Origin of the sequence: Streptomyces sp. NPDC051322 (assembly GCF_040689485.1) — a bacterium.
Classification (GTDB): domain Bacteria; phylum Actinomycetota; class Actinomycetes; order Streptomycetales; family Streptomycetaceae; genus Streptomyces.
The window spans coordinates 608977-634239 of record NZ_JBFBAK010000001.1 but is presented as its reverse complement, the minus strand read 5'-3'; the positions used below and the strand labels follow the sequence as shown (position 1 = coordinate 634239).

Here is a 25263-nt window from a genome sequence, read left to right as displayed (position 1 = left end):
CTTAGGCCCCTGCCGCGTCAGCGGCAGGTGATTGGGTCTCGGCGATGAGCGTGCGGGCCGCTTCGATGTCGTCGGGGGTCTTCAGCGCCAGCGTGCGGACGCCCGGCAGGGCTCGCTTGGCGAGACCCACCAGGGTCCCGCCGGGGCAGACCTCGATGAGCGAGGTGGCGCCCAGCTCCTTGAAGGTCTCCATGCACAGGTCCCAACGGACCGGATTGGAGACCTGGTTGACCAGTCGGGCCACGATGTCGGCGCCGGTGCCGACCACCTGACCGTCGGCGTTCGAGACGTACGGCACCACCGGTTCGGAGATGACCAGGTCCTGCGCGGCCTTGCCGAGCTCGGCGACGGCCGGGGACATGTGGTGCGTGTGGAAGGCTCCGGCGACCTGCAGCGGGACGACCCGGCGTACGCCCTCCGGCTTGTCGTCGGCCAGCGCGGCGAGCTGCTCCGCGGTGCCGGCGGCCACGATCTGCCCCGCGCCGTTCACATTCGCCGGCGTCAGACCGAGACGCTCCAGATGCGGCAGGATCGCCTCGGGCTCGCCGCCGAGCAGCGCGGCCATGCCGGTCTCCGTGACGGCGGCGGCCTCGGCCATGCCGAGCCCGCGGGTCCGTACGAAACGCAGCGCGGCGATGTCGTCCAGCACCCCCGCGAAGGCGGCCGCGGTGATCTCGCCGACGCTGTGTCCGGCGACGATGCCGGGGGCGGCGTCACCCAGCGCCGAGGCCGAGAGCAGGCCGGCCGCGACGAGCAGCGGCTGCGCCACCGCGGTATCGCGGATCGCCTCCGCGTCAGCCTTCGTGCCGTAGTGGGCGAGGTCGAGTCCGATGGCGTCCGACCACGCGGCGATACGGTCGGCGGCACCGGGGAGTTCGAGCCAGGGAGTCAGGAAGCCGGGCGTCTGAGCGCCTTGGCCGGGAGCGACGAGTACGAGCACCCTCACACTCTCTCTTGTGGACGGCTCCGAGCGCCCGTGGGGACAAGGACGAAGAACCGGCGGGCTAATTGTTGGTGTTGGACAAAAGTTTAGAGCTGCGTGTCCCGCTCGGCCAGACGCCCGAGGATCAGCGCGATTCGTAGAGTAAACGCCGATCGCACATCGGAGGGTGACCATCCGGTGACGTCTGTCACACGTCGCAGCCGGTAGCGCACGGTGTTGGGGTGCACGAAGAGCATCCTGGCGGCTCCTTCGAGGCTGCTGGCCTGCTCCAGATAGACACTCAGCGTCTCCAGGAGAGCCGAGCCCGCCTCCTCCAGCGGTCTGTAGATCTCCTCCACCAATTGCTCACGCGCCGCCGGATCGGACGCGATGGCGCGCTCCGGCAGCAGATCGTCGGCGAGCACCGGGCGTGGCGCGTCCTGCCAGGCGTACCCCGCCTTCAGCCCGGCGGCCGCGGCCTGCGCGGAGCGGGTCGCGGCCAGCAGATCGGGCACGATCGGTCCGGCGACCACCGGGCCGGCCGCGTACGGCCCGATCAGCGCCTTGGCCACCTGCAGCGGGTTGTCGTTGCCGCCCGCGATGACGACCAGCCGATTGCCGAGCACCCCGGTCAGTACCTGCACCTTGGCGTGCCGGGCGGCGCGGCGGATCGCCTCGACGGTGAGTTCGCTGTCGCCGTCGGGCGCGGTGCCGAGGATCACGCAGACATGGTCGGGCGAGTTCCACCCCAGAGCCGCGGCACGGGACACCGCGCCCTCGTCGGCCTCGCCGGACAGCACGGCGTTGACCACCAGCGATTCGAGCCGGGCGTCCCAGGCGCCGCGGGCCTCGGCGGCCTGCGCGTACACCTGGGCGGTGGCGAACGCGATCTCCCGTGCGTACACGAGCAGCGCCTCACGCAGGGTGGCCTCGTCGCCGGGGGCCGCGACCTCCTCGATCGCGGTCTCCATGACCTCGATCGTGGTGCGCACCATCTCCACGGTCTGCCGCAGGGTGATCGCCCGGGTCAGCTCCCGGGGCGCGGTGCCGAACACATCGGTGGAAATGGCCTGCGGGGCCTCCGGGTGCCGGAACCACTCGGTGAACGCCGCGATACCGGCCTGAGCGACCAGACCGATCCAGGACCGGTTCTCCGGCGGCATCGCCCGGTACCACGGCAGCGTCTCGTCCATCCGGGCGATGGCGTTCGCCGACAACCGTCCGGAGGCCTGCTCGAGGCGCTTCAGCGTGGCGGCGTGCGGGTGTGCGGGACGTGGTGAGGGCTGCGCGGAATCGGGTTGGGGCACATGGACAAGACTGCCTTATCGGCGGAGCGGTCCCGTGTGCCGGGGCTACGGTGGTCCCCGTGATGGATGTACGGCGCTCCGGCGAGCGCTACCGCGGCGGCGCCCCCGAAGCCGGTATCGAGTCCCGGCACGCCTTCTCCTTCGGCACCTTCTACGACCCGGACAACCTCCGCTTCGGCCCGGTCCTCGCCTGCAACGAGGAGCGGCTCGCGCCCGGCGCGGGCTTCGACGAGCATCCGCACAGCCGCACCGAGATCATCACCTGGGTGGTGGAGGGCGAACTCACCCACCGCGACTCGACCGGCCACACCACGCTGGTCCGCCCCGGAGACGTCCAGCGCCTCTCGTCGGCCGGCGGCGTCCGCCACGAGGAGCGTAACGAGGGCACCGCCCCGCTGGTCTTCGTCCAGACCTGGCTCACCCCGCTGGAGCCGGGCGGCGACCCCTCGTACGAGATCGTCCACGGCATCGCGGACGCCACCCCCTACGAGATCCGCGCCGCGGGCGCCCTGCTGCACCTACGCCGCCTGATCCCCGGCGAGCGGACGGCCGTACCGGACGCGGCGGCTGTCTACGTCCATGTCGTACGCGGCGAAGTCCGGCTCGGCAAGACGGACTTGGGGCCCGGCGACTCGGCCCGGATCACGGACGCGTCGGGGCTGGAGCTGGTGGCCGGCTCGGCGGCGGAGGTGCTGGTGTGGGACCTGGGTGACTGAGACGGCGGGGCTCGGGGGGTCGTCGCCAAAGTAAAAGAAAACTTTAGTTTCATGGCGACCGTATGACGCCAAACTAAAAGAAATTTTTAGTTTCATGCGGATATGCTGGAGCGGTGCTCAGAGACTCTACGGACAGCCGGGCAGCGCTCTGGCGTATCGCCGCCGACCAGCGCGGCTACTTCACCGCCGCTCAGGCCCAGGACGCCGGGTACTCCTACCAGGCCCAGCGCTACCACGTCCGGCGCGGCAACTGGCTGGTGGTGGACCGCGCCCTCTATCGCTTCAGGGAGTTCTCCGATCTCCATGATGAGGGAGACGAACAGCTGGTGTGCTGGTCCCTCTGGAGCAAAGGGAGAGCGGTGGTCTCGCATGACACCGCCCTTGCCGCACACGACCTCGGCACGGCAAATCCGTCCCGTATCCATCTCACCGTCCCACGGGGCTTCCGGAAGAAGTCGGACGAGGTGATCATGCATCGTGCGGACCTCGCGGATGCGGACGTGGAGGATCGAATCGGCTATCGAGTGACCACGCCGCTGCGCGCCCTCGCTGAGTATGCGGCGGAGGGTGACGACCAAGACGTCCTGGACGGGGCTGTGGCTGAGGCGCTCGAGCAAGGCATCGTCACTCGCCGCAAGCTGCTGCATGCGGCCCAAATGCTGGGCCCACGTGCCGAACTGGGAGTGGAGCGCGCGCTGGAGGCCATGTCATGACCGGCCGCTACCGTGACGCCACCGCTCTGCGCCGGGCGCTGGAAGCCCGGCTGAAGCAGGACGCCGATGAGACCGGTACCGACCTGGCCCGTCGCCGTCGCCTGGTTGTTTTCGATCGTATGGCGGCTCGTCTCGCGGAGGACTCGGCGGGCGGCTGGGTTCTCAAGGGCGGCGCAGCGATGGAGTTCCGGCTCACCGGGCTCGCTCGTACCACGAAAGACCTGGACCTGGCGCTGTGCCCTGAGGACGGTTCGGAGGCAGACGGTATCGCTGTGCGGGAGTTGCTGATCGACGCCCTGGCTGTCGATCTGGACAAGGACGGTTTTCGCTTCCGTGTCGGCGTGCCCGCGCCGCTCGCGGCGGACACGGCCGGGCGGGGCGGTTGGCGGTTCTCCGTCGAGGCGCACCTTGCGGGGAAGGTGTTCGCGGGGGTCCGGGTGGATGTAGTGGATCGAGGTGAGGAGATCGCCCGGACAGAACGCCTCCCGCTCCCCAACACCCTCGGTTTCGCGGGCACTCCGCAGCGGGCGATAGTCGCCGTCGACCGCCGCCAGCACTTCGCGGAAAAGCTGCATGCCTTCACCCGGGACTACGGCGACCGCGCCAATACGCGGGTCAAGGACCTGGTGGACCTTGTGTTGCTGACCGAAGACGGCCTGTCGGCAGACGCGGCGCTTGTGGACGTCGTACGACACGTCTTCGCGGTACGTGCCACACACGACGTCCCGATTGACCTGCCGGACCCTCCGCCCCGGTGGCGCGAAAGTTACCCGCAACTCGCGCGAGAGCTGACGACGGAGATCCCGCCGACACTCGACGCTGCGCTCGCGCTGGTGCGCAGCCTGTGGGCTACCGCTCTCGCCGATGTGCCACCCAACTGACAGTCTTGTGGGCTTGCGGTCTTACCGGAGGCCGACCACGAGGCGTGCCAGGTGTCCGCGCGGAAGATCAGGGCGGGTCCGGACGGGTTCTTGCTGTCGCGGACCCGACCCACGAACGAGGTGCCGCCAAGCACAAGGATTCGCATGGCCCCCGAGGGTAACGGCCTGCGCATTCCGCCTCAACCGCGTTGGTCGTGATCTCGGGGTGCCGGTAAGAACCGTGTCGTCAGCCGCAACGGCAGTGATTGAAGTACCACCTGACCGACGTTTTGAGTCAGATGGTGTCGGGGTTGATCGGGGTGTTACCGGCGCTGTCGTACAGATCGGGGTGGAGGGAGACGACGACGCGCCCGGTAGGCCATTCGGCACTGGGGCGGGCCTGATGCACGGCGTGGGTGATGCGCCAGTCGGTGCCGCCTCCGATGAGCGCGCCGGCGTCGAGGGCTGCCGGCAGATCGAGGGGTTCGACTTCGAGGCCGGGGAGACTGGCGGCGTACTTGCCGATGCCCTTGCGCTCTCCCTCGGCCACGGCCAGTCACAGGGCGGGGACATGACCGAGGACGCTGCCTTCGGCGGTGGCGACGATGAGGCCGGACAGCTGCCGGTGTCCGGCGCCCAGGGCGAGGAGGGCGGTGTGATCCAGCAGGAACGGGATCACGCAGCGGCTCCGTCTCGCCGGCCGGTGCGCTGGGCGATGGCATCCAGAAGGCGGCGGCCGGCGGCTTCGTCCGCAGCAGTGACGTCGATGCCCATCTGCTCGTGCAGATAGGCGCGTGCGGCAGCACCACGGGCCGCGAGTTCGGCACGGGTGGGCTTGTTCCGGGCGAGTTCTTCGACAAGGCCGCGAATGGTACTTCCCTGCTCGCTGGCCAGTATGCCCAGGCGTTCGCGGGCCGCTTTGGAGACGTTGATGCTGGTGTCGGGTTCGTCACTCATATCGCTACTACTCTCGGTAGAGCCGTGTGGCCGACAGGATTGCGAGGCCCTAACGGAGTCCGGCCACGAAGGCGTGCCAGGTGTCCGCGCGGAAGATCAGGGCGGGGCCGGATGGGTTCTTGCTGTCGCGGACCGGGACGGAGCCGACGGGGCATCCGTCGGCTACCTCGACGCACTCGCCGCCGGTGCTGCCGCTGTACGAGGAGGTGCGCCAGGCCGCGCCGCCGGTGACGGTGCATTCGACGCACTCGCCACCGGTGTTTCCGCTGTAACTGGACTTACGCCACCACGCGCTCTTCAGGTCGGGGCCGGTCTCCATAACGCTCCTCCATCACGCGGGTGATCAGTGCCGCCGAATCCTCGATGGAGAGGGCAGCGGCCTGCAAGTGAGCGTAACGGAGGGAGGCTTCCCTGACAGTGTCGGGGCTGGCGGTCATGTGGCCGGAGATGACGTCCTCCGTGTAGATGATGTCCGGGTCGTTGTCGAATCGCATTGCGGTGAACGAACAACTACGCGGCCAACGACCCCGCCAACCTGTCCGACCCCTCCGGCGACTGCCCCATGTGCATCGGCGCAGCCATCGGCGGCGTCCTCGGCGGCGGCATCTACGCCCTCACCCACCAGGACGACTTCGACTGGGGCGACTTCGCCGTCGCCACCGGCAAGGGCGCCCTCATCGGCGCCGGCGCAGCCTTCCTCGCCCCCGCAGGCGCAGGCGTCGCAGCAGGCCTCGGCCTCGAAGGCGGCGCAGGCCTCGCCACCACCATCGGCGTCAACGCCGCCGTCGGCGCCGGATACACCTGGGCCATCAACACCGTCCAATGCCAACCCACCACACCAACCGACCTCCTCCTCGGAGCCGGAGGCGGCGCACTCGGCAGCCTTGCTGGCCCCGCATGGCGCTGGGGCAAGGGGCTCTTGGGTGCGCCGTCGAAGGTGAACCCGTTCGCTGATATCGATGTGAAGCCCAGCGCCATAGTCGAGCCGAAGCGTGTATACCGCGGAGATGCTAGACATCCAAGTGTGGTCTTCCCGGAAGGCTTTTCGCCGAAGGGAACCAATACAGATATCCTCCAATATGGGCTGTACGACACGCCATCGGCGTGGGTTGGCACGACAACCCGAGAATCAACAGCGTCAGCTTTTCCGCAATCAGCCAAGGGGGAAACCTGGGTATATGAAATCAACAGCCCGGGGACCGGGATCCGGGTAAATAAGGTACTCCCGTTCAGTTATGTCTTCAAATCTGAGACCGAAATAATATTCCCGCGTGGGATTGACCCATCGCACATCCTCAGGGCAAGGCGATGGTCGTATAATTTTCCAACCGGCGAAACCTTCGATAATCCAGGATACGGGCATCAATGACTAAGACTCTCGTAAAGGCTTCCACTTCGGGTGGACTCGAAGACTGGCTGGTTGAACTCTCGGAAGGGTCCCCGTGGAGCGTTACCGCGACCGCTCCGGACGGGCGAGCATTCAAAGGTACTGGAATAGACCTATTCCGAGCGCTTCAGCAGATCAGAAAGGACCTTGAGTCAGACGGAATCGCGCTCTGCTGCCAGGGTGCGCGCATGAATGCACGCCCTTCCCCGATGTCCAGCCAGGCTGGTGCACTAATGGTCTATCTGGTGCCGTTCGCCCGGCATGCAAGCCGACGCGATCTGGTGCCATTGGTCGCCCCCACTTTGCCGTCAAAGGTGGTTTCGGTGGAGAGGCAGGAAATGTATTGGTATCGGCTGCAGTCTTCCCCTTGGAAGGGAGTGCTTAAAAGATTCAGTCCAGTTCAGCTCCTGAGGTGGTTGGAAAGATGGTTGCTCGGAGATCCTTCATGGGTCGGAGACACTCGAAACGGTGTCACTACCTGGCGTGTGGTCCGGTACCGCAATTGAGGGCCGAGTGAGATGGAAGCGGATGCGCTGAGTACGGCTGATGGTCCCGGCCGTCGGAACGATCAACTGAGGTCGGAGTACGCGAGCACGGCGTCAGCACCAGGCGTGGGCGGCTTCGCCCAAAGGCAAGAACGACCTGTTCGCCCACCCCGTCCTCGGCAAGGCCCACGGTAAGTCCGTGGCGCATCGTGCTCCGCCGCTGGCTGATCCAGCGCGACATCGTCACCATCCCGAAGTCGGTCAACCCCGCCCGGATGGTGCAGAACGTCGACGCCTTCGACTTCGAACTCACCGACAGCCAGATGGCGCAGATAGCTGCCCCCGACACCGGCAGGACGCTGTTCTTCGACCACCATGACCCCGTGATGGTCACGCCTGGCTCAGCAAGCGCCGCCGGTTGTGGATGCCCTGGCGCGAACTGCTCGGGGCATCCGCCTGGCACTGGCCCTGACGGAGGGCCGACGGAAGTGGCAGTTGTTGGATCTCAACAAGCGTATGGACATGAGGAGCCGGACGAGGCTCCGTGGTACCAGCGAGCCAGCAAAACTGTCACCATGCGGCGAGCGCGGGGGCGTATCGGTGGACAGACGCCTTTGGACGGTGCAGCACTGGGCGGCACAGCCTGCCCTGGTGCGCCTGCTCTGATCAGCGGAATCGTCACGAGGCGACACCACGAGGCACCTGGTGGCACGAACCCTCACGGTCTCGTAATGCGTAGGTCTCGGGTTCGAATGTCGCGAAGGCGGAATTGCCCAGGACTCACTCGTCGTGCCCTGGATGTCCGCCTGTTCGCCTACGGGAACCCAGTCGCGAGTACGGCTTCCACGTCCTGCGCCATACATACGCCTCGGTGATGCTCGAAGCCGGCGAGTCGATCGTGTCGCTCGCGAAGTGGCTGGGGCACTCCGATCCGGCGTTCACACTCAGAGCGGTGCAGCAGGTCACCGGCCGCACCCGAAGGCGTACATCGTCGACCGGATCGTCCTGGAGGCCAAACGGCTTCTCGCGCACGACCGCCTCACCGCCGCCGATCAGGGCCTTCGTCCCGGTTTCGACCAGAGTCATCAATGCCAGCGTGGGATAGCCGTGATGAGCCGTCCGCCCGAGCCAGGCCCGGTTGTGCGGTGAATCGGGCATCTGCAGCGAGCTGCAGCAGTCCAACGACACCGTCGGGTATGGGCCGAACCGCACTCCTGGCGTCGTCGGCCGGGCCAGCGGCGATGGCGTCCCTTGTTGTGGTGTAGCCGATCATCGTGAGGGAGTGCGCCGGGGGCGCGTGCCGACGTGGCTTCCGCTCCCTGCCAGGGGGCGGGCCACCGTGCAACTCTCCGTAGTGAACGGGCAGTTCAACGCGGGAGGTGCAGGGTGGCCCTGTCTCAGCATGACCTACTCCGGTTGCTGGAGTCACTACGTTCGGCGGACGGGCTGGAACTCGTTCGGGGTGTGGCCGAGCGGATGCTCCAGGAGCTGATCGAGGCCGAGGCCACGGCCCGGATCGGTGCGGAATGGAACGAGCACACCGAGACACGCACCGCGCTTCGCAACGGGCACCGTGACAAGACGCTCAGCACCCAGGCCGGCGACCTTGACCTCGCGATCCCCAAGCTGCGGTCGGGAAGTTTCTTCCCCGCACTGCTGGAACGGCGGCGTCGCATCGACCAGGCCCTGTACGCCGTCATCATGGAGGCATACGTCCACGGCGTGTCCACGAGGTCGGTCGACGACCTCGTCAAGGCCCTGGGCGCGGACACCGGGATATCCAAGAGCGAGGTCTCGCGGATCTGCCAGGACCTGGACGGCCAGCTGACCGCGTTCCGCGGCCGGCCCCTGGATCACGTCCGGTTCCCGTACGTCTATCTGGACGCGACCTACTGCAAGGCGAGGGTCGAGCACCAGATCGTCTCCCGGGCGGTGGTGATCGCCACCAGGATCACCGAGGACGGCGGCCGCGAGGTGCTGGGTGTGATGGTCGGCGACAGCGAGACCGAGGTGGTGTTCTGGACCGAGTTCCTGCGTCACCTGCGTGAACGCGGTCTGACCGGGGTCCGGCTCGTCATCGGTGACCACCACCTGGGGCTGGTCAAGGCCATCCGGAAGGTCATGCTCGGAGCCGCCTACCAGCGCTGCAGGGTTCATTTCCTGCGCAACGTGTTCAGCGTGATCAACAAGGAAGCGGCCGAGATGGCCGCGGCCACGATCCGTACGATCTTCGCCCAGCCCTCTGCCGACGCGGTCCGAACCCAGCTGGACACCGTCGCCGACATGCTCGGCAAACAGTTCCCCAAGGTCAAGGAGATGCTGCTGGAGGCGAAGGACGACCTGACCGCCTTCGCGGCGTTCCCCGAGCGACATTGGAAGAAGATCCAGTCCACCAACCCGCTGGAGCGGATCAACCGCGAGGTCAAGCGCCGCACCGATGTCGTCCAGGTGTTCCCCAACGACGACGCGCTCCTGCGGCTGGTCAGTGCGGTGCTGTTCGAACTGCACGACGAATGGATCGCCTTCCCCCGCCGCTACCTACCCGAGGGAAGCATGGACCAGCTCTACCCCGCCAAGCTCCCCGAAAGCGCCCCCGCACTACCCAACACCACCAACACGCCCGCCGATTGATCGGCTACACCACGAGAAGGGACACGACCCCAGCGGCCCGGCGAGCACGTCGGACAGAGCCCGTACCGGCGCATGCCCAGCCTTCGGCGCAGATTACTCAGGGGCCTTCGCGCTCGGCGAGGCCACCGGCATTTCGGCCAGCCCGCCGGTCGGCTTGTCCCACGCCAGCCGCTAGGCGACCTCGGGGAACAGGCAGATCGCGAGCAGGAAATAGACACCGGCACGCGAAGGAAGATCACGCAGGCGCCTCCGCACGCTACGGGTCTCCTGAAGGACCGCGTCGACGAGCTCGAACGGCGCGATGGCCGTCAGCTCCCGCGGCCACGGTGGCCATACGGGTGACGGTCACCACCGGTGCGGACGGGACATCATGAGACGGCAACGGAGCTCCTCGGATACAAGCTGTCTTGGTCGACTGCCTGTACCAACGAGCTCCGTTGCTCTATGCAGAAATCCTCCAACGACCTTGCATGACCTGCGAGTTGTCTAACTGCCCGGCCTTGGGTCAAGGCCCCGGAAACACAGGTTCACGTGTGGATACCAACCGCCACGAACAGGTCTCGGCGTGTCCGGACAGCACGGGTCGAAAGCAAGAAGATCGCCAGTCCTAGCGCAGTCCGGCCACGAAGGCCTGCCAGGTGTCCGCGCGGAAGATCAGGACGGGACCGGACGGGTTCTTGCTGTCACGGACCGGGACGGAGCCGACGGGGCACCCGTCGGCGACCTCGACGCAGTCGCCTCCGTTGGTGCCGCTGTACGACGACTTCCGCCACTGCGCTCCGGCCAGGTCATGGCTGGTTTCCATAGCGTTCCTCCATCACACGAGCGATCAGTGCCGCCGAGTCCTCGGGGGGGGGAGGGCTGTAGCTTGCAAGCGAGCGTAGCCGATCGAACGTTCCTTGATCACGTGTGGATTGGCGGTCATATGGCCCTGGTCATAGCCGTCCACGTAGAACAAATCGGGATCGTCATCGAACCGGAGCAGGTTGAACGACCCCATCATGCCCGTGTGTTGGCCGACGTGGAACGGGAGCACCTGGACCTGCACCCACGGGTTGTCCCTGAAGGCCAACAGCCGGGCCAGTTGCCCGCGCATGACAGCGCGTCCGCCGACCTCTTGGAGTAGTGCGGCTTCGCTCTGAATGACCCACAGGGCCGGTGGATTCTCGCCCCGGAGGATTCGCTGACGGTCGAGGCGAGCGGCCACCATCTCGTCGACCTTGCTCGGCTGGTCGACAGCGAGGAGTGCTCGTGCGTACTCCTTTGTCTGGAGCAGTCCGTACACCAACTGCGCCTGGTACGTGGAGATGTATGCCGCGCGGGCTTCCATGGCTGCGTAGGGCTGGAACCAGTTGGGCAGTTGGCTGCGCAGGACGAGGCCGATCAGCCGGGAGAACAGCCCGTCGGTGCCGAGTGCCGCGTCGACTCGTTCGGAGAAGTCACGGGTGGGGACCTTCTTCGTGGTCTCGATCTGGCCGACCAGGGACCCTGTGCAGAAGATGATGTCGCCGAGCTGGCCCTGCCGGAGGCCGCTGGCCTCGCGCTGGCGGCGCAGTTCCCAGCCGTAGTAGTCCAACGGGGAAGCGCTCGGGTCGAGTGATTGAACGTTGGCCACGGCGGGCTACCTCCGGCTTTCCACGCCTGACGGCGTTCGTTTCCGTCCGTAGCCGAGCGTAATCGCCGCGTTGCACGCTGGTGGCATGAACCACGTGATTGATCCGGCCGCCGGACCCGCCGAGTCGGCCTACCGTTCCGACTTCGCGCTGGGCGAGCATTCGGCCCGGCACCTGCGCCGGATCCTGCGCTTGTATCTCACCGGCTGGGGGCTGCTCGAGGTGGCGGACGCGGCCGAGTTGGCGCTCACCGAGCTGATCGCGAACGTCGTACGCCACGTCCCCGGCCGTCGCTGTCAGACGCTCATCTTCCCGTTGCACGCCGGGGGCGTCCGCGTCGAGGTCGCGGACGGCTGTCCACAACTGCCTCGCGCGGTCGCGGGTGATGAGCTCGGTGAGGGCGGGCGAGGGCTGCTGCTGGTCGATGCCGTCACCGACAGGTGGGGTGTGGAGGAGCGTCCCGACGGCTGTGGCAAGACGGTGTGGTTCGAGTGCCTGGCCGCGAAGGGCGCCGAGGGGTGATGCGCCTCAGCTTGGTCTTCCGACGAGCGTCCGCTGCGACCCGTTCTCTCCAGCCCCAGGCTGCGCTAGGCTCCCCGAAATGTGTCGAAGCGCTTCGACGTTGGCCGCCTTCGACATTGCGGGAAGGCCTTCCGACTCACTGGAGAGTGCTATGCCGAGCTCAGCCGGTTTCACCCGCCGCCAGGTCATGACGACCTCCGCGGCCCTCGCCGTCGCGGCGTTGTCCGTCCCATCGGCCGCGCAGGCCGCTGCCCGGTCCACTGGTCCCGCCGCGTCGGCGTCCGCGCTGGACGTAGTCGCACGTATGCAGCCCGGCTGGAATCTGGGCAACAGTTTCGAGGCCATCGGCGCCGACGAGACGGCGTGGGGCAACCCGCGCGTGACCCGGGCGTTCCTCCGCGGACTGAAGGCGCAGGGCTTCAGGAGCATCCGGATCCCGGTGACCTGGGGTCAGCACGAGGGCGCGGCTCCGACCTACACCCTCGACCCGGTGTTTCTGGCCAGGCTCAAGCAGGTGGTCGACTGGGCACTGGCCGACGGGTTCCATGTTCTGATCAACATGCACGGCGACGCGTGGCAGTGGGTGCTGAACATGCCGACCCGGCATGACGCGGTCCTGGCCCAGTACATCGCCACCTGGCAGCAGATCGCGGGCGCCTTCCGGGACGAACCGCGCCGGCTGCTTTTCGAGAGCATCAACGAGCCGTTCTTCGACGGAAGTTCCGGCGACGCACAGAACGCCACTCTGATCAACGAGCTCAACACGACCTTCCACTCCCTCGTGCGCGCGACCGGCGGAGGCAATGCCGACCGGCTGCTCGTGATGCCGACTCTGGGGGACACCCCGGAGCAGACCCAGATCGACGGCCTGGCCGCCACCTTCGCCGCGCTCGACGACCCGAATCTCGTGGCCTCGGTCCATTACTACAGTTTCTGGCCCTTCAGCGTGAACCTCGCCGGTTACACGACTTTCAACGCGGCCACCCAGCAGGACCTGACCGACACGTTCGACCGGGTGCACAAGGCCTTTGTGGCCAACGGGATCCCGGCCGTCGTCGGTGAGTACGGCCTGCTCGGCTGGGACTCCGGCCCCGGCACGGTCCAAGAGGGCGAGATGCTCAAGTACCTCGAGTATCTCGGCTACTACGCGCGGTACCGGGGCTTGACCACGATGCTGTGGGACAACGGGGGTCGCTTCAACCGCCGCACCATGCAATGGAACGACCCGAGCCTCTATGCGCAGACGCGTTCGAGCTGGACCGGGCGATCCGGCACCGCGTCCACCGATCAGCTCTTCGTGCCCCGGGGCAAGACCCCAACGGACGCGACGATCACGCTGAACCTCAACGGCACCAGGCTGATGAAGATCGATGTCGGTACCGGCCACCTGGTCCGGGGCGTGGACTACACCGTCAGCGGCAGCACGCTGACGATCGCGGCGGCGACCCTCGGCCGGTTGACCGCGTCGCAGGAGCACGGCACGAATGCGGTCCTCTCTCTGCGGTTCACGGACGGAACTCCGTGGGCCGTCAACGTCGTCACCTATGACAAGCCGGTGCTGACGAGCGCGACGGGTACGACGACCTCGCTGGTGATACCCACCGCGTTCAACGGAGACAAGTTGGCGACCATGGAAGCGGTGTACGCCGACGGCGCCGCCGCGGGTCCGCAGTCCTGGACGACGTACCAGCAGTTCAATGTGGCCTTCACGCCGGACTACACGGCAGGCAGGATCACCTTGCCGGCCGCGTTCTTCGACGGTGTCACCGACGGCTCCACCGTGACCCTCACCTTCCACTTCTGGAGCGGGACGGTCGTGACGTACACGCTGACCAGGTCCGGCACCGCGGTCACGGGCACCTCCGCCTGAAAGGCTGATGCCGGAACGGCGGGGCACCGCGCGAGGGCCCGGTGGTACGCGCCGTCCAGGAATGCCGGCAAGCCGTCCTCTGGAACGGCACGGTCGGAATGACGCTGCTGAGCCACGAGCCGGGCGAGGGACTCTCCGTGGTGCCACTGATCGACATGCCGCCGAGCCGCGGGGTGGTGGCCCGGAAGGAGGGCGACGCGAATCCACTGATCCGCTCGTTCGTCCGGACCGCGATCGCCGCCTACCGCGATTGAGCGCCTGCCCCGGGTACGCGGGAGTCAGGGGAGGGTCAAGATGCGGGGGCCTTCTTCGGTGATGGCGACGGTGTGCTCGATGTGGGCTGCTCGGCTGCCGTCGATGGTGCGCATGGTCCAGCCGTCCGGGCCGGTGTAGTAGTCGTCGTGTCCGCCGGACATGAGCATGGGTTCGATGGCGAGGGTCAGGCCGTGGCGGAGCGGGAATCCGCGGCCGGGGCGCCCCCGGTTGGGTACGTGGGGGTCCTCGTGCATGCGGCGGCCGATGCCGTGGCCGCCGAAGTCGGCGGGCATGCCGCAGCGGGCGGATCGGGCGACGGTGCCGATGGCGTGGGAGATGTCGCCGATGCGGTTGCCGGGGCGGGCGGCGGCGATGCCCGCGTCGAGGGCCCGCTGGGTGGCGCGGAGCAGTCCGAGGTCGGCGGGGCTTGGTGTGCCGACGGTGAAGCTGATGGCGGCGTCACCGGTCCAGCCGTCGAGTTCCGCACCGCAGTCGATGCTCACCAGGTCGCCGTCTCGCAGGCGGTACTCGGTGGGGACGCCGTGCACGATCGCGTCGTTGACCGAGGTGCAGATCACCGCCGGGAAGGGGACGGGGGCGAAGGAGGGGCGGTAACCGAGGAAGGGCGAGGTGGCGCCCGCCTCAGCGAGGACGGCACGGGCGGCTTCGTCCAGGTCCCGCAGGGACACTCCGATTCCCGCCGCTTCCCGGGCGGCGCCCAGCGCCTGCGCCACGACGCGCCCGGCTTCCCGCATCGCGTCCAGTGCCGCGTCAGTTTTGATCTCCACCATGTCCTGCGACTCCCTCGTGCCACCCACCGAAACCAATTCTTATACCGGTATTAGTATCACGGGCATGGTGAGAACGGCTTTGACCCCCGAGGAGCGGCAGCGCGGAGAGCGGTTCGGCGCGCTGCTGCGTCAGGCGCGCGGCGACCGCAGCATGGTGGAGGTCGCCGCGGCGGCCGGGGTGTCGGCGGAGACCCTGCGCAAAATCGAAACCGGCCGGGCGCCGACCCCCGCCTTCTTCACCGTTGCGGCTCTGGCCGCCGCACTGGAGGTGTCCCTGGACGAGCTGGTTGCCGCGTGCGCGAGGGATGCCGAGGGGGCGGAAACGGCGCTCTCGGCCTGAGCTTCAGGGCGTGACAACGTCAGCGCCCCGCCGCGCGCGGCAGGTGCGGGAAGCGGAACTCGGTGCTGCTGCGGAAGACGTCGCCGGGCCGCAGCACGGTGCTCGGATACTCGGGCCGGTTCGGCGAGTCCGGGAGGTGCTGGGTTTCCAGGCATACCGCACCGTGCCGCTCGTACGGCTTGCCCGCAGCCCCGCTCAGCGTGCCGTCGAGGCCGTTGCCCGTGTAGACCTGGATGCCCGGCTCGGTGGTCCATACCTCCATGCGCCGGCCGCTGCCGGGCTCGGCGAGCCGGGCGGCCCGGCGCATCCGGGCCGGGGCGGTGGGCCGGGTGAGTACCCAGCAGTGGTCGTAACCGCCCGCGTCCCGCAGCTGCAGGCTGTCGTCGTTCAGCCGGGCGCCGATGGGTCGTTGCTCGGCGAAGTCGAACGGTGTGCCGGCGGTGGGGGCGCTCGCGCCGCAGGGGATCGCGTCGGCTGTCACGGGCAGGTAGGCGTCGGAGTCCACCGCCAAGGTGTGGCCGAGGACGTCACCGTGGCCCGCTCCGGCGAGGTTGAAGTAGGCGTGGTGGGTGAGGTTGACGGGCGTGGGCCGGTCGGTACGGGCGGTGTAGTCGAGGCGCAGGGTGCCGTGGTGGTCCAGCGTGTAGGTGACGGAGACGTCGAGCGCGCCGGGGAAGCCCATGTCGCCGGCCGGGCTGTGCAGCGAGAGCCGCACCGAGACGGCGGCGCCCCCGTGGCCCTCCGGGCCCGGTTCGGCCGACCAGATGCGGTGGTGGAAGCCCTGGGGGCCGCCGTGCAGCGTATGGCCGCGGTCGTTCACCGGCAGCTGGTACGTGCGTCCGTCGAGGGTGAAACGGCCGTGGGCGATGCGGTTGGCGTACCGGCCGATCACCGCGCCGAAGAACGGGCTGCGGTCCGCGTAGTCCGCCACCGTCGGCAGGTTGAGCACCACGCACTCGGGTCGCCCGTCGGCGTCCGGCACGGTCAGGCTGTGCAGGATGGCGCCGTAACCGAGCACCTCGGCGCGAACGCCGTGGCCTGAGTCCAGGGTCCAGCGGTCGACGCGGGTGCCGTCGGCGGTGACATCGGCGGTGACATCGAAGGGGGAGCGGGTCAGTGTGGGGCGTGGCATACGGATCCTCAGTGGGGGGTGCGGGGCTGATCCGGCCCGGACGGATCGCCGGCCGGCGGAGGGCTTGCGGAGCCGGTGCGTCCCACGCTGGACTCCCGGACCATCAGCGTGTAGCCCGGCAGAATCCGCCGGGGCACGGGTGCGGTCTCCGAGTCCCCCTTCGCGATGCGTTCGATGAGGCACTCCACCGCGAGCCGGGCGATGGCCGCCTTGTCCGGGGCGACCGTCGACAGGGACACCGCCCCGTAACGGCCTTCCTCGATGTCATCGAAGCCGACCACCGCGATGTCCTCGGGCACGCGCAGTCCGCGCTCGGTGAGCACCCGCATCGCGCCCAGCGCCACCACATCGTTGTAGGCGAAGACGGCGTCCGGCCGCTCCCCCCGCGCCAGCAGCTCGGCCATGGCCTTTGCGCCGTCCGGGCGGTCGTAGCCCTCCGTCGCCACGACCAGGGACTCCTGCGGTGTTCCGCCGGCGACCTTGATCTCCTCGCGCCAGCCGCGCAGCCGCAGATGAGCGGGGAGCCGGGCACTCTCGCTGCGGGCGCCGAGGAAGGCGATCCGGCGGCGCCCGAGATCGAGCAGATGCCGCACCGCGGTCCGGGCGGCGGCCACGTTGTCGATGGCGATCTGGTCGTAGGGGGCGGTGTATTCGCGCTCACCCAGCAGGACCATCGGCGGCCCTTCGGAACGCGCCAGCAGATCCTCGTTCTCCAGCTGGATGGGGCTGAGAATCAGTCCGTCGATGACGTGCGAGCGAAACCCCTGGGAGACCAGGATCTCCTTGTCCCGCAGTCCGGCGGTGTGGTCGAGGAGAACGGTGTGGTCGTGCTGCGCCGCGGCGTCGATGATGGCGCCTGCCAGATCGGCGAAGTAGGGGTTGCCCAGTTCGGGGACGGCGAGGGTGATGATTCCGGTGCGCCCCTTCCGCAGGTGACGTGCCGTCAGGTTGGGGCGGTAGCCGAGTTCGTCGATGGCTCGTTGGACGCGCTCACGCATGGCCGGGCTGATGTGCGGATAGTTGTTCACCACGTTCGAGACGGTCTTCGTGGAGACGCCTGCGCGCTGCGCGACGTCTTTCAGGCTGACGCCCACGGCGCTCGTTTCCTCTGCTCGGCCGGGCTGGGAGTGCTTGACGCAAGCCCTGGCCCGGTGTCGGTTCCGGTCCCGTGGTCGTCGTGCGAAGGAACCGGAGGATGCTGCGGGTAGGTCGTCCCGTGGACCGGGCCCCCGTGAGCCGTGGCCCGCCGCTGACGCTGCCGACGGGAGGTCAGGGAAGTCGCTGAGTCCGGCTCAGCAGGGTCTGCAGCAGCACCACGAGCGCCAGGAAGGCCCCATTGACGGTGTCGGTGAATGCCGAGCCGTACTGCGAGAAGTAGTGGTCGATCAGGTTGTGGATGACCGCGAGCAGCAGTACGCCGCTGAGTGTACCGCCGATCGAGCCGCTGCCACCGGTGAGCAGGGTGCCCCCGATGACGACCGAGGCGATCGCGGTGAGCTCGTAACCCACCCCGATGGTGGTCACCCCGGAGCCCAGCCGGGCACTGCCGAGCGCTCCGGCCGTGGCGGCGAGGGCGCCGGAGAGCACGTAGACCAGTACCTTCGTACGGGCCACCGGCAGCCCCATCAGAACCGCGGCGTTCTCGTTGCCGCCCATGGCCGTCAGCGTCGCCCCGAACCGGGTACGGGTCAGCACCAGGCCGGCCAGGACGAAGAGCAGACCGACGATGATCACCGGTGTCCAGGTGCCGGATCCGAGACTGCGGAAAGCGGAACCCGCCGGGACGAGGTAGGTGGTGGACCCGTCGTGGGTGACGGCCTGCAGCAGCCCGCGAGCGCCGAGCAGTCCGGCCAGGGTGACGATGAACGGCGCCATTCCGGCCCGTGCCACGAGCAGACCTTGCAGCGTTCCCCAGGCGGCGCCGACGACGACCGGCAGCGCGATGGCGAGCCAGGTGCCACTGGTGTGCGCCCCGTAGGCGGCGAGGACACCGCCGAGTGCGTACATCGAGCCGACGGACAGGTCGATGCCGCCGGTGATGATGACGAAGGTCATGCCCAGGGCCAGCAGCCAGACGAAGGCGTTGTTGCCGAGGATGCTGGTGATGTTGGACGTCGTCGGGAAGGTGGAGGAGGTGGCGGTGGCGATGGCCACCACCAGGACCAGTACGGCCAGTGCGCCATGCCGCTGCACCTGCGAGGCGAGCCGCTCGCGCAACGGGGTCTGTGCGGCGCCGGTCCCGGAGGCGGGGCCCGGTGGCAGCGTGGTGGACTGCATGGCGGTGGGACTCATCGGCTACCACGCTCCTGGGAGGCGTACACGGCGAAGCAGATGATCGCCGCCTCGACGATCTGGGTGTATGAGGTGGGGACGTTGTGCTGGGTGAGCACAGCCGTGATCAGCTGCATGAAGAGAGCTCCGGCGACGGTGCCCAGCACGCGTACCCGGCCACCGGTCAGCGGGGTGCCGCCCACGACGACCGCGGTGATCGCATTGAGTTCCATGTTCAGGCCCTGGTGGGCCGGGTCGGCTTCCGCGCCGTGGCCGATGATCATGACACCGGCCAGCGCGGCGAGCGCGCCGGAGATCACATAGACCGTCACCAGCACCCGGCGTACCGGCAGCCCGGACAACCGGCTGGCCTGCCGGTTGTCGCCGATGGCGACCAGCTGCCGGCCGAAGGTGGTACGGCGCACGACCAGGCCGGCCAGCACCGCGCAACCGGCGGCGATCCACGCCATCACCGGAACCCCGGCAAAGCTGTTCGAGCCGAGCGAGAGCAGTCCGGACTGGACGACGGGCTTCGCCGAGTTGCCGTTGACGATCTCCGCGAGTCCGCGGACGCCGATCATCAACGACAGGGTCGCCACGATCGGCTGGATCCGGGCGAAGGCGACCATCGCGCCGCTCACCGCCCCCGACACCGCGCCCAGCAGCAGGGCGATCAGCAGCGCGGTCGGCAGCCCGTAACCGAGGTAGAGCGGGACGACGGCAGCCGACAGGGCGATGACGGCGCCCACCGACAGGTCGATGCCCTCGGTGCCGATGACCAGCGCCATACCGAGGGCGACCAGCAGCGTCGGGGCCACCTGGAAGAGCTGGATGCGTACGTTGCCGACCGAGAGGAAGGAGGAGTCCAGCCCCACGGCCACCACGAAGAGGACGACGAGCGCGGCGTAGACGCCGTACTCCTGCAGCAACTGCAGCCGTCGGTCCCGGTCGCGGGCAACGCCCGCCCAGGTGAGGGTGGTCATCGCTGCTCCTCCTCGCCCACGGCGGACGTGGCCGCCGCGGCTGTGGTCTCGGGGCCGGGGGCCGTGGCGAGGGTGTCCAGCAGCTCCTGTTCGGTGACTGCCGCGCCCTCCAGTTCGCCGACCACCCGGCCGTCCTTGAGTACGACGACCCGGTTCGACCCCTCGATGAGCTCCTCCAGGTCGGATGAGATCAGCAGCACGCCGAGACCGTCGCCGGCCAATTCGTCGATCAGGGCCTGCACCTCGGCCTTGGCGCCGACATCGATGCCGCGGGTCGGCTCGTCCAGCAGCAGCACCTTCGGGTTGAGGCACAGCCAGCGGGCGAGCAGCACCTTCTGCTGGTTGCCACCGGAGAGGTCGCGGACCTTCTGATCGGGTCCCGACGCCTTGATCCTCAGCCGGTCCATGAAGAAACGGACTATCTCGTCCTGCTTGGCCTTGCTGACCACCCCGGCGCGCGAGAGCCGGGGCAGCGCGGCCAGCGAGATGTTCTCCCGCACCGACAGGCTGGGGATGATCCCTTCGACCTTGCGGTCCTCCGGCAGCAGCACCACTCCGGCCCGGATGGCCGCCGCGGGGCTGCGGTGCGGCATCGGACTGCCGGCGATCTCCACGGAGCCCGAATCGGTGGCCAGGGCGCCGACCACCGCCTTGGCGGTCTCGCTGCGTCCTGCCCCCAACAGCCCGCCGAGCCCGACGACTTCGCCGGGGTGGATGTCGAACGAGACGTCGTGCACCCGGTGGCGGACCGTGAGGTTCGACGCCCGCAGGGCGGGCCGGTCGTCGCGCGGACCTGCTCGCTCGGCGTCGAAGGCGGTGCTCCCCTTGTCCCGGACGGTGGACATCTCCCGGCCGAGCATCAGCGAGATCAGCTCGAGCCGCTCCAGTCGGTGGATGTCCCCGGTGTGTACGACGGCTCCGTCGCGCATGACCGTCACCCGGTCGCAGATGGTGTACAGCTCGTCCAGGCGGTGGCTGACGTACACCACCGCGATGGACTGCTGCCGGAGATCACGGATGACGGAGAAGAGCGTCTCGACTTCGCGAGGTTCCAGTGACGAGGTGGGTTCGTCCATGATGACGACGCGCGCATCGACCTGGACCGCGCGGGCCAGCGCGACCATCTGCTGAGCACCCAGACCCAGCGTGCGCAGCGGCCGGGTCACGTCGACATGCACGCCGTAGCGGGCCAGCGCCTGCGTTGCCTCACGGTTCATCCGGCCGACGTCCACCAGCCCGAAGCGGCGGGGCTCACGGCCCAGATACAGATTCCGGGCGACCGACATCAGGGGGACGAGATTGACCTCCTGATAGATGGTGGAGAGCCCGGCCCCCTGTGCCTCCAGCGGGTTGCGGAAGTCCCGCTGCCGGCCGGCGAAGCGGATCTGCCCGGCGTCCGGGCGGTAGACGCCCGTCATGACCTTGATCAGGGTGGACTTGCCGGCGCCGTTCTCGCCGATGAGGGCGTGGACCTCGCCGGGGCGCAGCTCGAAGTCGACCGCCCGCAGGGCATGAACACCCGCGAAGCTCTTGTCGACCCCCGTGACCTCCAGGACGGAGCCGGGCGAGGGGGCCGGATTGTGCTGGACCAACGTTTCCTCCTCAAGCGCTACAGACGCCGGCGGCCGGTCAGTACACCAGGCCCTGGTCCAGCGCCTGCTGGGCGTTGGCAGAGGTGAAGTGGCCGTCCTTGATGATGATCTGGGCCTGCACGCCGGTGCTGCCGTAGAAGTTCTGCAGGGCCTGGAAAGCGAGTGGGCCGAACCGCGGGTTCGTCTCGATGTCGGCGGCCAGCTGCCCGGACGCGACGTCCTTGACCGCCTGCTGGGTACCGTCGATGGACACGACCTTGACGTCCTTGCCGGGTGTCTTGCCCGCCGACCTGATCGCCTGGAGCGCCCCGAGGGCCATCTCGTCGTTCTCGGCGTAGACGGCATTGATGCCGGGGTGCGCCTGGAGCAGCTGCTCCATGACCTTCTGGCCCTCGGTCTGGGTGAAGTTGGCGGTCTGCGACGCGACGACCTTCAGCTTCGGGTGCTTGGCCTTGATCCGGTCCTGGAAGCCCTTGGTCCGGTCGGTGGAGACGTTGTTGCCGGGAGTGCCGGTCAGGACGGCGATCTGTGCGCTGCCGCCAGTGGCCTCGGCCAGGTCGTCCGCGGCTATCTGGGCCTGCCCGTAGAAGTCGGAACCGACGAAGGAGATGAAGTCCTTGCAGGCGCTTCCGGTCGCGGTGCGGTCGATGGTGAGCACCGGGATCTTCTTCTCCGCGGCCTTGGCCAGCGCCGGACCGAGGCCGTCGGAGTTCTCCGGGGCCACGATCAGGGCTTTCGCCCCCTGCGCGATCATGTCCTCGATCTGCGAGTTCTGCGCGTTGACGTCCGCGTTGGCGTTGCGCTGGATGAGCTTGACACCCAGTTTCTTCGCCTGCGCCTCGATGCTCTTCGTCTCGGTCGCACGGAACGGGTTGCTGGTGGACTCCGACTGCGAGAAGCCGACCACCGTCTTGCCGTCGGTGAGGTCCAGCTTGGGCACCCCGCCGCCGTAGGACTTGTAGGTGCAGGCCGGGCCGGTCGCGGACGCGGTCGGGGAGGCGACCTGCTGCGAGGCGGCGGAGTTGTCGGCGGCAGAGGAACTGGAGCCGGAGCCGCCGGCGTCCGACCCGGAACTGGTGCACGCGCTCGCGGCCAGGCACAGTCCGGCGGTCATCACCGCGAAGGTCAGGGACTTGGCACGTGGGGTGGCGTTCATGCCGATCACATCCTCAGATGGGGAACTGGCAAGCGGGTGGCGCAGGGGCCGGGGCAGCGCTCGATGCCCGCACATTTCCGCGGGGTTTCCAACGTTGAACAGGACAGTGGGGTATCGCTCGCGCCGATGTCAAGGCTCCGCACGTGATTGCCGGCATCCGGGCTCGACGCGCCGATGCCCCGTCAATTACCCCGTCAGCCAGGGGGCTTTGCAGGTCAGTGCTGTTGCGAGACGCGTGTGGCGGCGGTGGTGACAGGGAGCCGGGGGCGGTCGAAGGCAGCAGTTCTGTCAGGACGGTGGACACCGCGGCAGTGTCGTGCTGTCATTCCCCTGCCTCTTTTTTCCAACGTTGTTAACGCTTCGTCGTGTGTCCCCGGCGGGGCCGAGAGGGCCGCAGCACCACGTTTCCCGGCCCGTCGGCTATCGCGCCCCCTGACCAACGCCGCGCCCTCCGCGGCTCTGGAGGTATTCGTGAACGTCCGAACCGACGCAGCCGTCCCATCGGCTGACGACAACGATGTCAGCCGCCGTGGAGTGCTTCGGCTGACCGGAGCGGCCGGTCTCGGCGCAGCCGGCGTCGCGCTGCTCCCCGGCATGGCGGGGAGCGCCGCTGCGGCGCCCCGCGAGGGCCGGTCGGCTGCCTCGACGGTAAGGTCCTCGTCCTTCGACCCGATCCGGCCTCCCGCCGTCCCGCTCGCGGTGCGCTCCCCGTATCTGAGCGCGTGGATGCCCGCGGACAATCTCGCCGGGACCTGGCCCACCTTCTGGACCGGCCGCACCACCGCCATGGCAGGCATCGCCCGGGTCGACGGCGTGGCCTTCCTGTTCCTCGGCGCACCCAACATCTCCGGGCACGTACTGCGCGGCATGGTGCAGAAGTCCCTGACGGTCACGGCGACCCGCTCGCGGTACGTCCTGCAGGGAGGCGGCATCGAACTGACGCTCACCTTCCTCTCCCCGGTCGAGCCCGGAGACCTGCGCCGTCAGTCGATGCCGCTGTCGTACATCACCGCGAGCGTCCGCAGCATCGACGGCAAGGCGCACGACGTCGGCCTCTACTTCGATATTTCGGGCGAATGGGCTCACGGCGACGCCGGAACGAAGATCCACTGGTCCCAGGAACAGGTCAAGGGGGCCGGAAGCGGCACGCTCACCTCGCTGTCGTTCGGCGCCGACAGCCCCAAGGTGCTCGGTGAGAACGGCGACATGGCCACCTGGGGCTCCATCGTCTGGAGCGCCACCGACCAGCCGGGCCTCACCTGGCAGATCGGCGCGGACACGGTGGTACGCCCAGCCGTCCTGGCCGACGGCAAGCTCGCCAAGAGCGCGGACAGCAGACAGCCGCGGGCCATCAACGACCAATGGCCGGTGTTCGCCTTCCACTTCGACCTCGGCAGCGTGCACGGGTCGGCGCGGTCCGCCGTGCTGTCCATCGGGCACGTCCGGGAGCCGGCGATGAGCTACCTCGGTAGCGAACTGCCGCCGCTCTGGCGTTCCTACTGGACCGACTGGCAGCAGATGGCGGCCTTCTTCCACGCCGACGCCGCCGCCGCGGCCCGCCGTACCGCCGCGTTCGACAGCAAGGTGAAGCACGAGGCCACTGCCGCCGGAGGCGCCGAGTACGCGGCGCTGTGCGCACTCGCGCTGCGTCAGGCTTACGCCGCGACCGAGCTGGTCAGCCGCGACGGCAAGCCCTGGGCGTTCCTCAAGGAGATCTCCAGCGACGGCAACGTCTCCTCCATCGACGTGACCTACCCGGCCATACCGGCCTTCCTCTACACCGATCCCGCGTATCTGGGTCTGCTGCTGGCCCCGATGCTGGAGTACGCGGAGCACGGCGGCTGGCCCAAGACCTTCGCCGAACACGACCTCGGCTCCAACTACCCCAATGCGGCCGGCCACAACGACGGCAACGAGGAGGACATGCCGGTCGAGGAATCCGCGAACATGCTCATCATGACGGCCGCCTACCTCGCCCGTACGGACCCGGCGACCGCGAAGGCATTCGCCACGGACCACTACACGATCCTCAAGCAGTGGGCCGACTACCTCACCGACAACGCCCTCGACCCCGGCTACCAGAACCAGACCGACGACTTCACCGGCTTCATCGGGCACAGCGCCAATCTGGCACTCAAGGGCATCATCGGCATCGGCGCCATGAGCCAGGCCGCTGCGATCGTGGGCAAGAAGTCGGACGCCGACAGCTATCTGGCCACCGCGAAGAAGTACATCGGTCAGTGGGTCGGCAAGGCCCAGGACGCCACCCCCGACCATCTCAAACTCGCCTACGACCAGCCGGGGACGTGGAGCCTGAAGTACAACGGCTACCCGGACGCCCTGCTCGGGCTGAACCTGGTGCCGAGCGCGGTCGCGAAGGAGGAAGGCGACTGGTACATGACCCAGGTCAACCAGTTCGGCATTCCCCTGGACAACCGCCACGCCTACACCAAGGGCGACTGGGAGATGTGGTCGGCGGCCTGGCTGCACGGCCATCCGGTCCGTGACTACCTGGTGAGCGCTCTGTACGACTTCGTCAACACCTCACCCTCGCGCGTGCCCTTCACCGACTGGTACGACACCGTGAACAACCATCAGAGTGGCGGCTTCCAGGCCCGGCCCGTCGTCGGCGGCATCTTCGCGCTGCTGTCACTGTCCCGCTGACGCCCTCTCGTGTACCCGACTCTGGACAGCGCGCCGTAGCGCGTGCTGTCATGCCAACTGCCGCTCTTTCCAACGTTGTAGAGAGCACAAAGTGAC

The 25263-nt window shown here is 68.2% G+C and carries 25 protein-coding genes and 4 pseudogenes; 11 read left to right on the top strand and 18 right to left on the bottom strand.

Annotated features, from left to right (window positions below):
* Window position 1: 1 nt before the first annotated feature.
* A complete protein-coding gene (locus AB0436_RS02950) occupies window positions 2-940 on the bottom strand; it encodes an ACP S-malonyltransferase (RefSeq protein WP_366466141.1) in 939 nt (312 codons plus the stop codon).
* An 89-nt stretch (window positions 941-1029) separates the two neighbouring features.
* Complete coding sequence (locus AB0436_RS02945; protein ID WP_366465865.1) at window positions 1030-2229, bottom strand: helix-turn-helix domain-containing protein; 1200 nt, start codon at window positions 2227-2229, stop codon at window positions 1030-1032.
* A gap of 62 nt (window positions 2230-2291) precedes the next feature.
* Here AB0436_RS02945 and AB0436_RS02940 point away from each other — a divergent pair, with 62 nt between their 5' ends.
* The 3 genes from AB0436_RS02940 (at window position 2292) to AB0436_RS02930 (ending at window position 4539) form a co-directional block, all read left to right on the top strand.
* Window positions 2292-2945 (top strand): pirin family protein, encoded by a 654-nt coding sequence (locus tag AB0436_RS02940; protein WP_366466140.1) that lies wholly within the window; start codon window positions 2292-2294, stop codon window positions 2943-2945.
* A 113-nt stretch (window positions 2946-3058) separates the two neighbouring features.
* A complete protein-coding gene (locus AB0436_RS02935; RefSeq protein ID WP_366465864.1) occupies window positions 3059-3658 on the top strand; it encodes a hypothetical protein in 600 nt (199 codons plus the stop codon).
* A complete protein-coding gene (locus AB0436_RS02930; RefSeq protein ID WP_366465862.1) occupies window positions 3655-4539 on the top strand; it encodes a nucleotidyl transferase AbiEii/AbiGii toxin family protein in 885 nt (294 codons plus the stop codon). The genes AB0436_RS02935 and AB0436_RS02930 overlap by 4 nt, the downstream gene beginning before the upstream one ends.
* Here the strand turns inward: AB0436_RS02930 and AB0436_RS02925 are convergent.
* From AB0436_RS02925 to AB0436_RS02900, 6 genes and pseudogenes are all read right to left on the bottom strand, one after another.
* The gene (locus AB0436_RS02925; RefSeq protein WP_366465860.1) at window positions 4425-4685 is read right to left on the bottom strand and encodes a DUF397 domain-containing protein; all 261 of its coding nucleotides are present in this window, start codon (window positions 4683-4685) and stop codon (window positions 4425-4427) included. The genes AB0436_RS02930 and AB0436_RS02925 overlap by 115 nt on opposite strands.
* A gap of 128 nt (window positions 4686-4813) precedes the next feature.
* A complete protein-coding gene (locus tag AB0436_RS02920) occupies window positions 4814-5068 on the bottom strand; it encodes a hypothetical protein (RefSeq protein WP_366465859.1) in 255 nt (84 codons plus the stop codon).
* A 6-nt stretch (window positions 5069-5074) separates the two neighbouring features.
* Window positions 5075-5197 carry a hypothetical protein gene (locus AB0436_RS02915; RefSeq protein WP_366465858.1) on the bottom strand — a complete coding sequence of 41 codons (123 nt, stop codon included), beginning with the start codon at window positions 5195-5197 and terminating at the stop codon, window positions 5075-5077.
* Window positions 5194-5475 (bottom strand): hypothetical protein, encoded by a 282-nt coding sequence (locus tag AB0436_RS02910; RefSeq protein ID WP_366465857.1) that lies wholly within the window; start codon window positions 5473-5475, stop codon window positions 5194-5196. Before AB0436_RS02910 ends, AB0436_RS02915 begins: the two co-directional genes overlap by 4 nt.
* 49 nt (window positions 5476-5524) lie before the next feature.
* On the bottom strand, window positions 5525-5794 hold the full coding sequence (locus AB0436_RS02905) for a DUF397 domain-containing protein (RefSeq protein WP_366465855.1): 270 nt from the start codon (window positions 5792-5794) through the stop codon (window positions 5525-5527).
* Window positions 5754-5978: pseudogene (locus AB0436_RS02900) on the bottom strand (Scr1 family TA system antitoxin-like transcriptional regulator); the annotation flags it as partial. The gene AB0436_RS02905 and the pseudogene AB0436_RS02900, both read right to left, overlap by 41 nt.
* Window positions 5979-6037: 59 nt before the next feature.
* Between AB0436_RS02900 and AB0436_RS02895 the strand changes: the two are divergent.
* From AB0436_RS02895 to AB0436_RS02885, 3 genes and pseudogenes are all read left to right on the top strand, one after another.
* Entirely contained in the window at window positions 6038-6844 is an 807-nt protein-coding gene (locus AB0436_RS02895) for a hypothetical protein (RefSeq protein ID WP_366465853.1), read from the top strand.
* A 1323-nt stretch (window positions 6845-8167) separates the two neighbouring features.
* A pseudogene (locus tag AB0436_RS02890) lies at window positions 8168-8496 on the top strand (hypothetical protein); the annotation flags it as partial.
* Window positions 8497-8733: 237 nt separating this feature from the next.
* Complete coding sequence (locus AB0436_RS02885) at window positions 8734-9978, top strand: IS256 family transposase (protein ID WP_366465852.1); 1245 nt, start codon at window positions 8734-8736, stop codon at window positions 9976-9978.
* Window positions 9979-10149: 171 nt separating this feature from the next.
* On the opposite strand, the gene AB0436_RS02880 is transcribed toward AB0436_RS02885, so the two are convergent.
* The 3 genes and pseudogenes from AB0436_RS02880 to AB0436_RS02870 all read right to left on the bottom strand — a co-directional run bounded on the left by AB0436_RS02880 (window position 10150) and on the right by AB0436_RS02870 (window position 11593).
* Window positions 10150-10281: a transposase domain-containing protein gene (locus tag AB0436_RS02880; RefSeq protein WP_366466139.1), complete on the bottom strand. Its 132-nt coding sequence runs from the start codon at window positions 10279-10281 to the stop codon at window positions 10150-10152.
* A 304-nt stretch (window positions 10282-10585) separates the two neighbouring features.
* On the bottom strand, window positions 10586-10783 hold the full coding sequence (locus AB0436_RS02875) for a DUF397 domain-containing protein (RefSeq protein ID WP_366465851.1): 198 nt from the start codon (window positions 10781-10783) through the stop codon (window positions 10586-10588).
* Window positions 10767-11593: pseudogene (locus tag AB0436_RS02870) on the bottom strand (helix-turn-helix transcriptional regulator). The gene AB0436_RS02875 and the pseudogene AB0436_RS02870 overlap by 17 nt, the downstream one beginning before the upstream one ends.
* Window positions 11594-11678: 85 nt before the next feature.
* Here AB0436_RS02870 and AB0436_RS02865 point away from each other — a divergent pair.
* The 3 genes and pseudogenes from AB0436_RS02865 to AB0436_RS02855 form a co-directional block, all read left to right on the top strand.
* Window positions 11679-12113 (top strand): ATP-binding protein, encoded by a 435-nt coding sequence (locus AB0436_RS02865; RefSeq protein WP_366465850.1) that lies wholly within the window; start codon window positions 11679-11681, stop codon window positions 12111-12113.
* A 151-nt stretch (window positions 12114-12264) separates the two neighbouring features.
* Window positions 12265-13983 (top strand): cellulase family glycosylhydrolase, encoded by a 1719-nt coding sequence (locus AB0436_RS02860; protein WP_366465849.1) that lies wholly within the window; start codon window positions 12265-12267, stop codon window positions 13981-13983.
* Between the two features lie 14 nt (window positions 13984-13997).
* Window positions 13998-14237, top strand: a pseudogene (locus AB0436_RS02855) (LysR family transcriptional regulator); the annotation flags it as partial.
* 24 nt (window positions 14238-14261) lie between these two features.
* On the opposite strand, the gene map reads toward AB0436_RS02855, so the two are convergent.
* A complete protein-coding gene (map, locus tag AB0436_RS02850) occupies window positions 14262-15029 on the bottom strand; it encodes a type I methionyl aminopeptidase (protein ID WP_366465848.1) in 768 nt (255 codons plus the stop codon).
* A 64-nt stretch (window positions 15030-15093) separates the two neighbouring features.
* Here map and AB0436_RS02845 point away from each other — a divergent pair, with 64 nt between their 5' ends.
* Window positions 15094-15369, top strand: coding sequence for a helix-turn-helix transcriptional regulator (locus AB0436_RS02845; protein ID WP_366465847.1), 276 nt, complete (start codon window positions 15094-15096; stop codon window positions 15367-15369).
* A gap of 19 nt (window positions 15370-15388) precedes the next feature.
* Here the strand turns inward: AB0436_RS02845 and AB0436_RS02840 are convergent, their stop codons facing one another.
* The 6 genes from AB0436_RS02840 to AB0436_RS02815 form a co-directional block, all read right to left on the bottom strand.
* Complete coding sequence (locus tag AB0436_RS02840) at window positions 15389-16501, bottom strand: aldose epimerase family protein (RefSeq protein ID WP_366465846.1); 1113 nt, start codon at window positions 16499-16501, stop codon at window positions 15389-15391.
* 8 nt (window positions 16502-16509) lie between these two features.
* The gene (locus AB0436_RS02835) at window positions 16510-17595 is read right to left on the bottom strand and encodes a LacI family DNA-binding transcriptional regulator (protein WP_366465845.1); all 1086 of its coding nucleotides are present in this window, start codon (window positions 17593-17595) and stop codon (window positions 16510-16512) included.
* Between the two features lie 175 nt (window positions 17596-17770).
* Window positions 17771-18793, bottom strand: coding sequence for an ABC transporter permease (locus tag AB0436_RS02830; protein WP_366465843.1), 1023 nt, complete (start codon window positions 18791-18793; stop codon window positions 17771-17773).
* On the bottom strand, window positions 18790-19755 hold the full coding sequence (locus AB0436_RS02825; protein WP_366465841.1) for an ABC transporter permease: 966 nt from the start codon (window positions 19753-19755) through the stop codon (window positions 18790-18792). The genes AB0436_RS02830 and AB0436_RS02825 overlap by 4 nt, the downstream gene beginning before the upstream one ends.
* Complete coding sequence (locus AB0436_RS02820; RefSeq protein WP_366465840.1) at window positions 19752-21347, bottom strand: sugar ABC transporter ATP-binding protein; 1596 nt, start codon at window positions 21345-21347, stop codon at window positions 19752-19754. Before AB0436_RS02820 ends, AB0436_RS02825 begins: the two co-directional genes overlap by 4 nt.
* A gap of 37 nt (window positions 21348-21384) precedes the next feature.
* Window positions 21385-22503 carry an ABC transporter substrate-binding protein gene (locus AB0436_RS02815; RefSeq protein WP_366465839.1) on the bottom strand — a complete coding sequence of 373 codons (1119 nt, stop codon included), beginning with the start codon at window positions 22501-22503 and terminating at the stop codon, window positions 21385-21387.
* Window positions 22504-22974: 471 nt separating this feature from the next.
* Here AB0436_RS02815 and AB0436_RS02810 point away from each other — a divergent pair, with 471 nt between their 5' ends.
* Complete coding sequence (locus tag AB0436_RS02810) at window positions 22975-25167, top strand: DUF5127 domain-containing protein (protein ID WP_366465838.1); 2193 nt, start codon at window positions 22975-22977, stop codon at window positions 25165-25167.
* Window positions 25168-25263 lie beyond the last annotated feature (96 nt).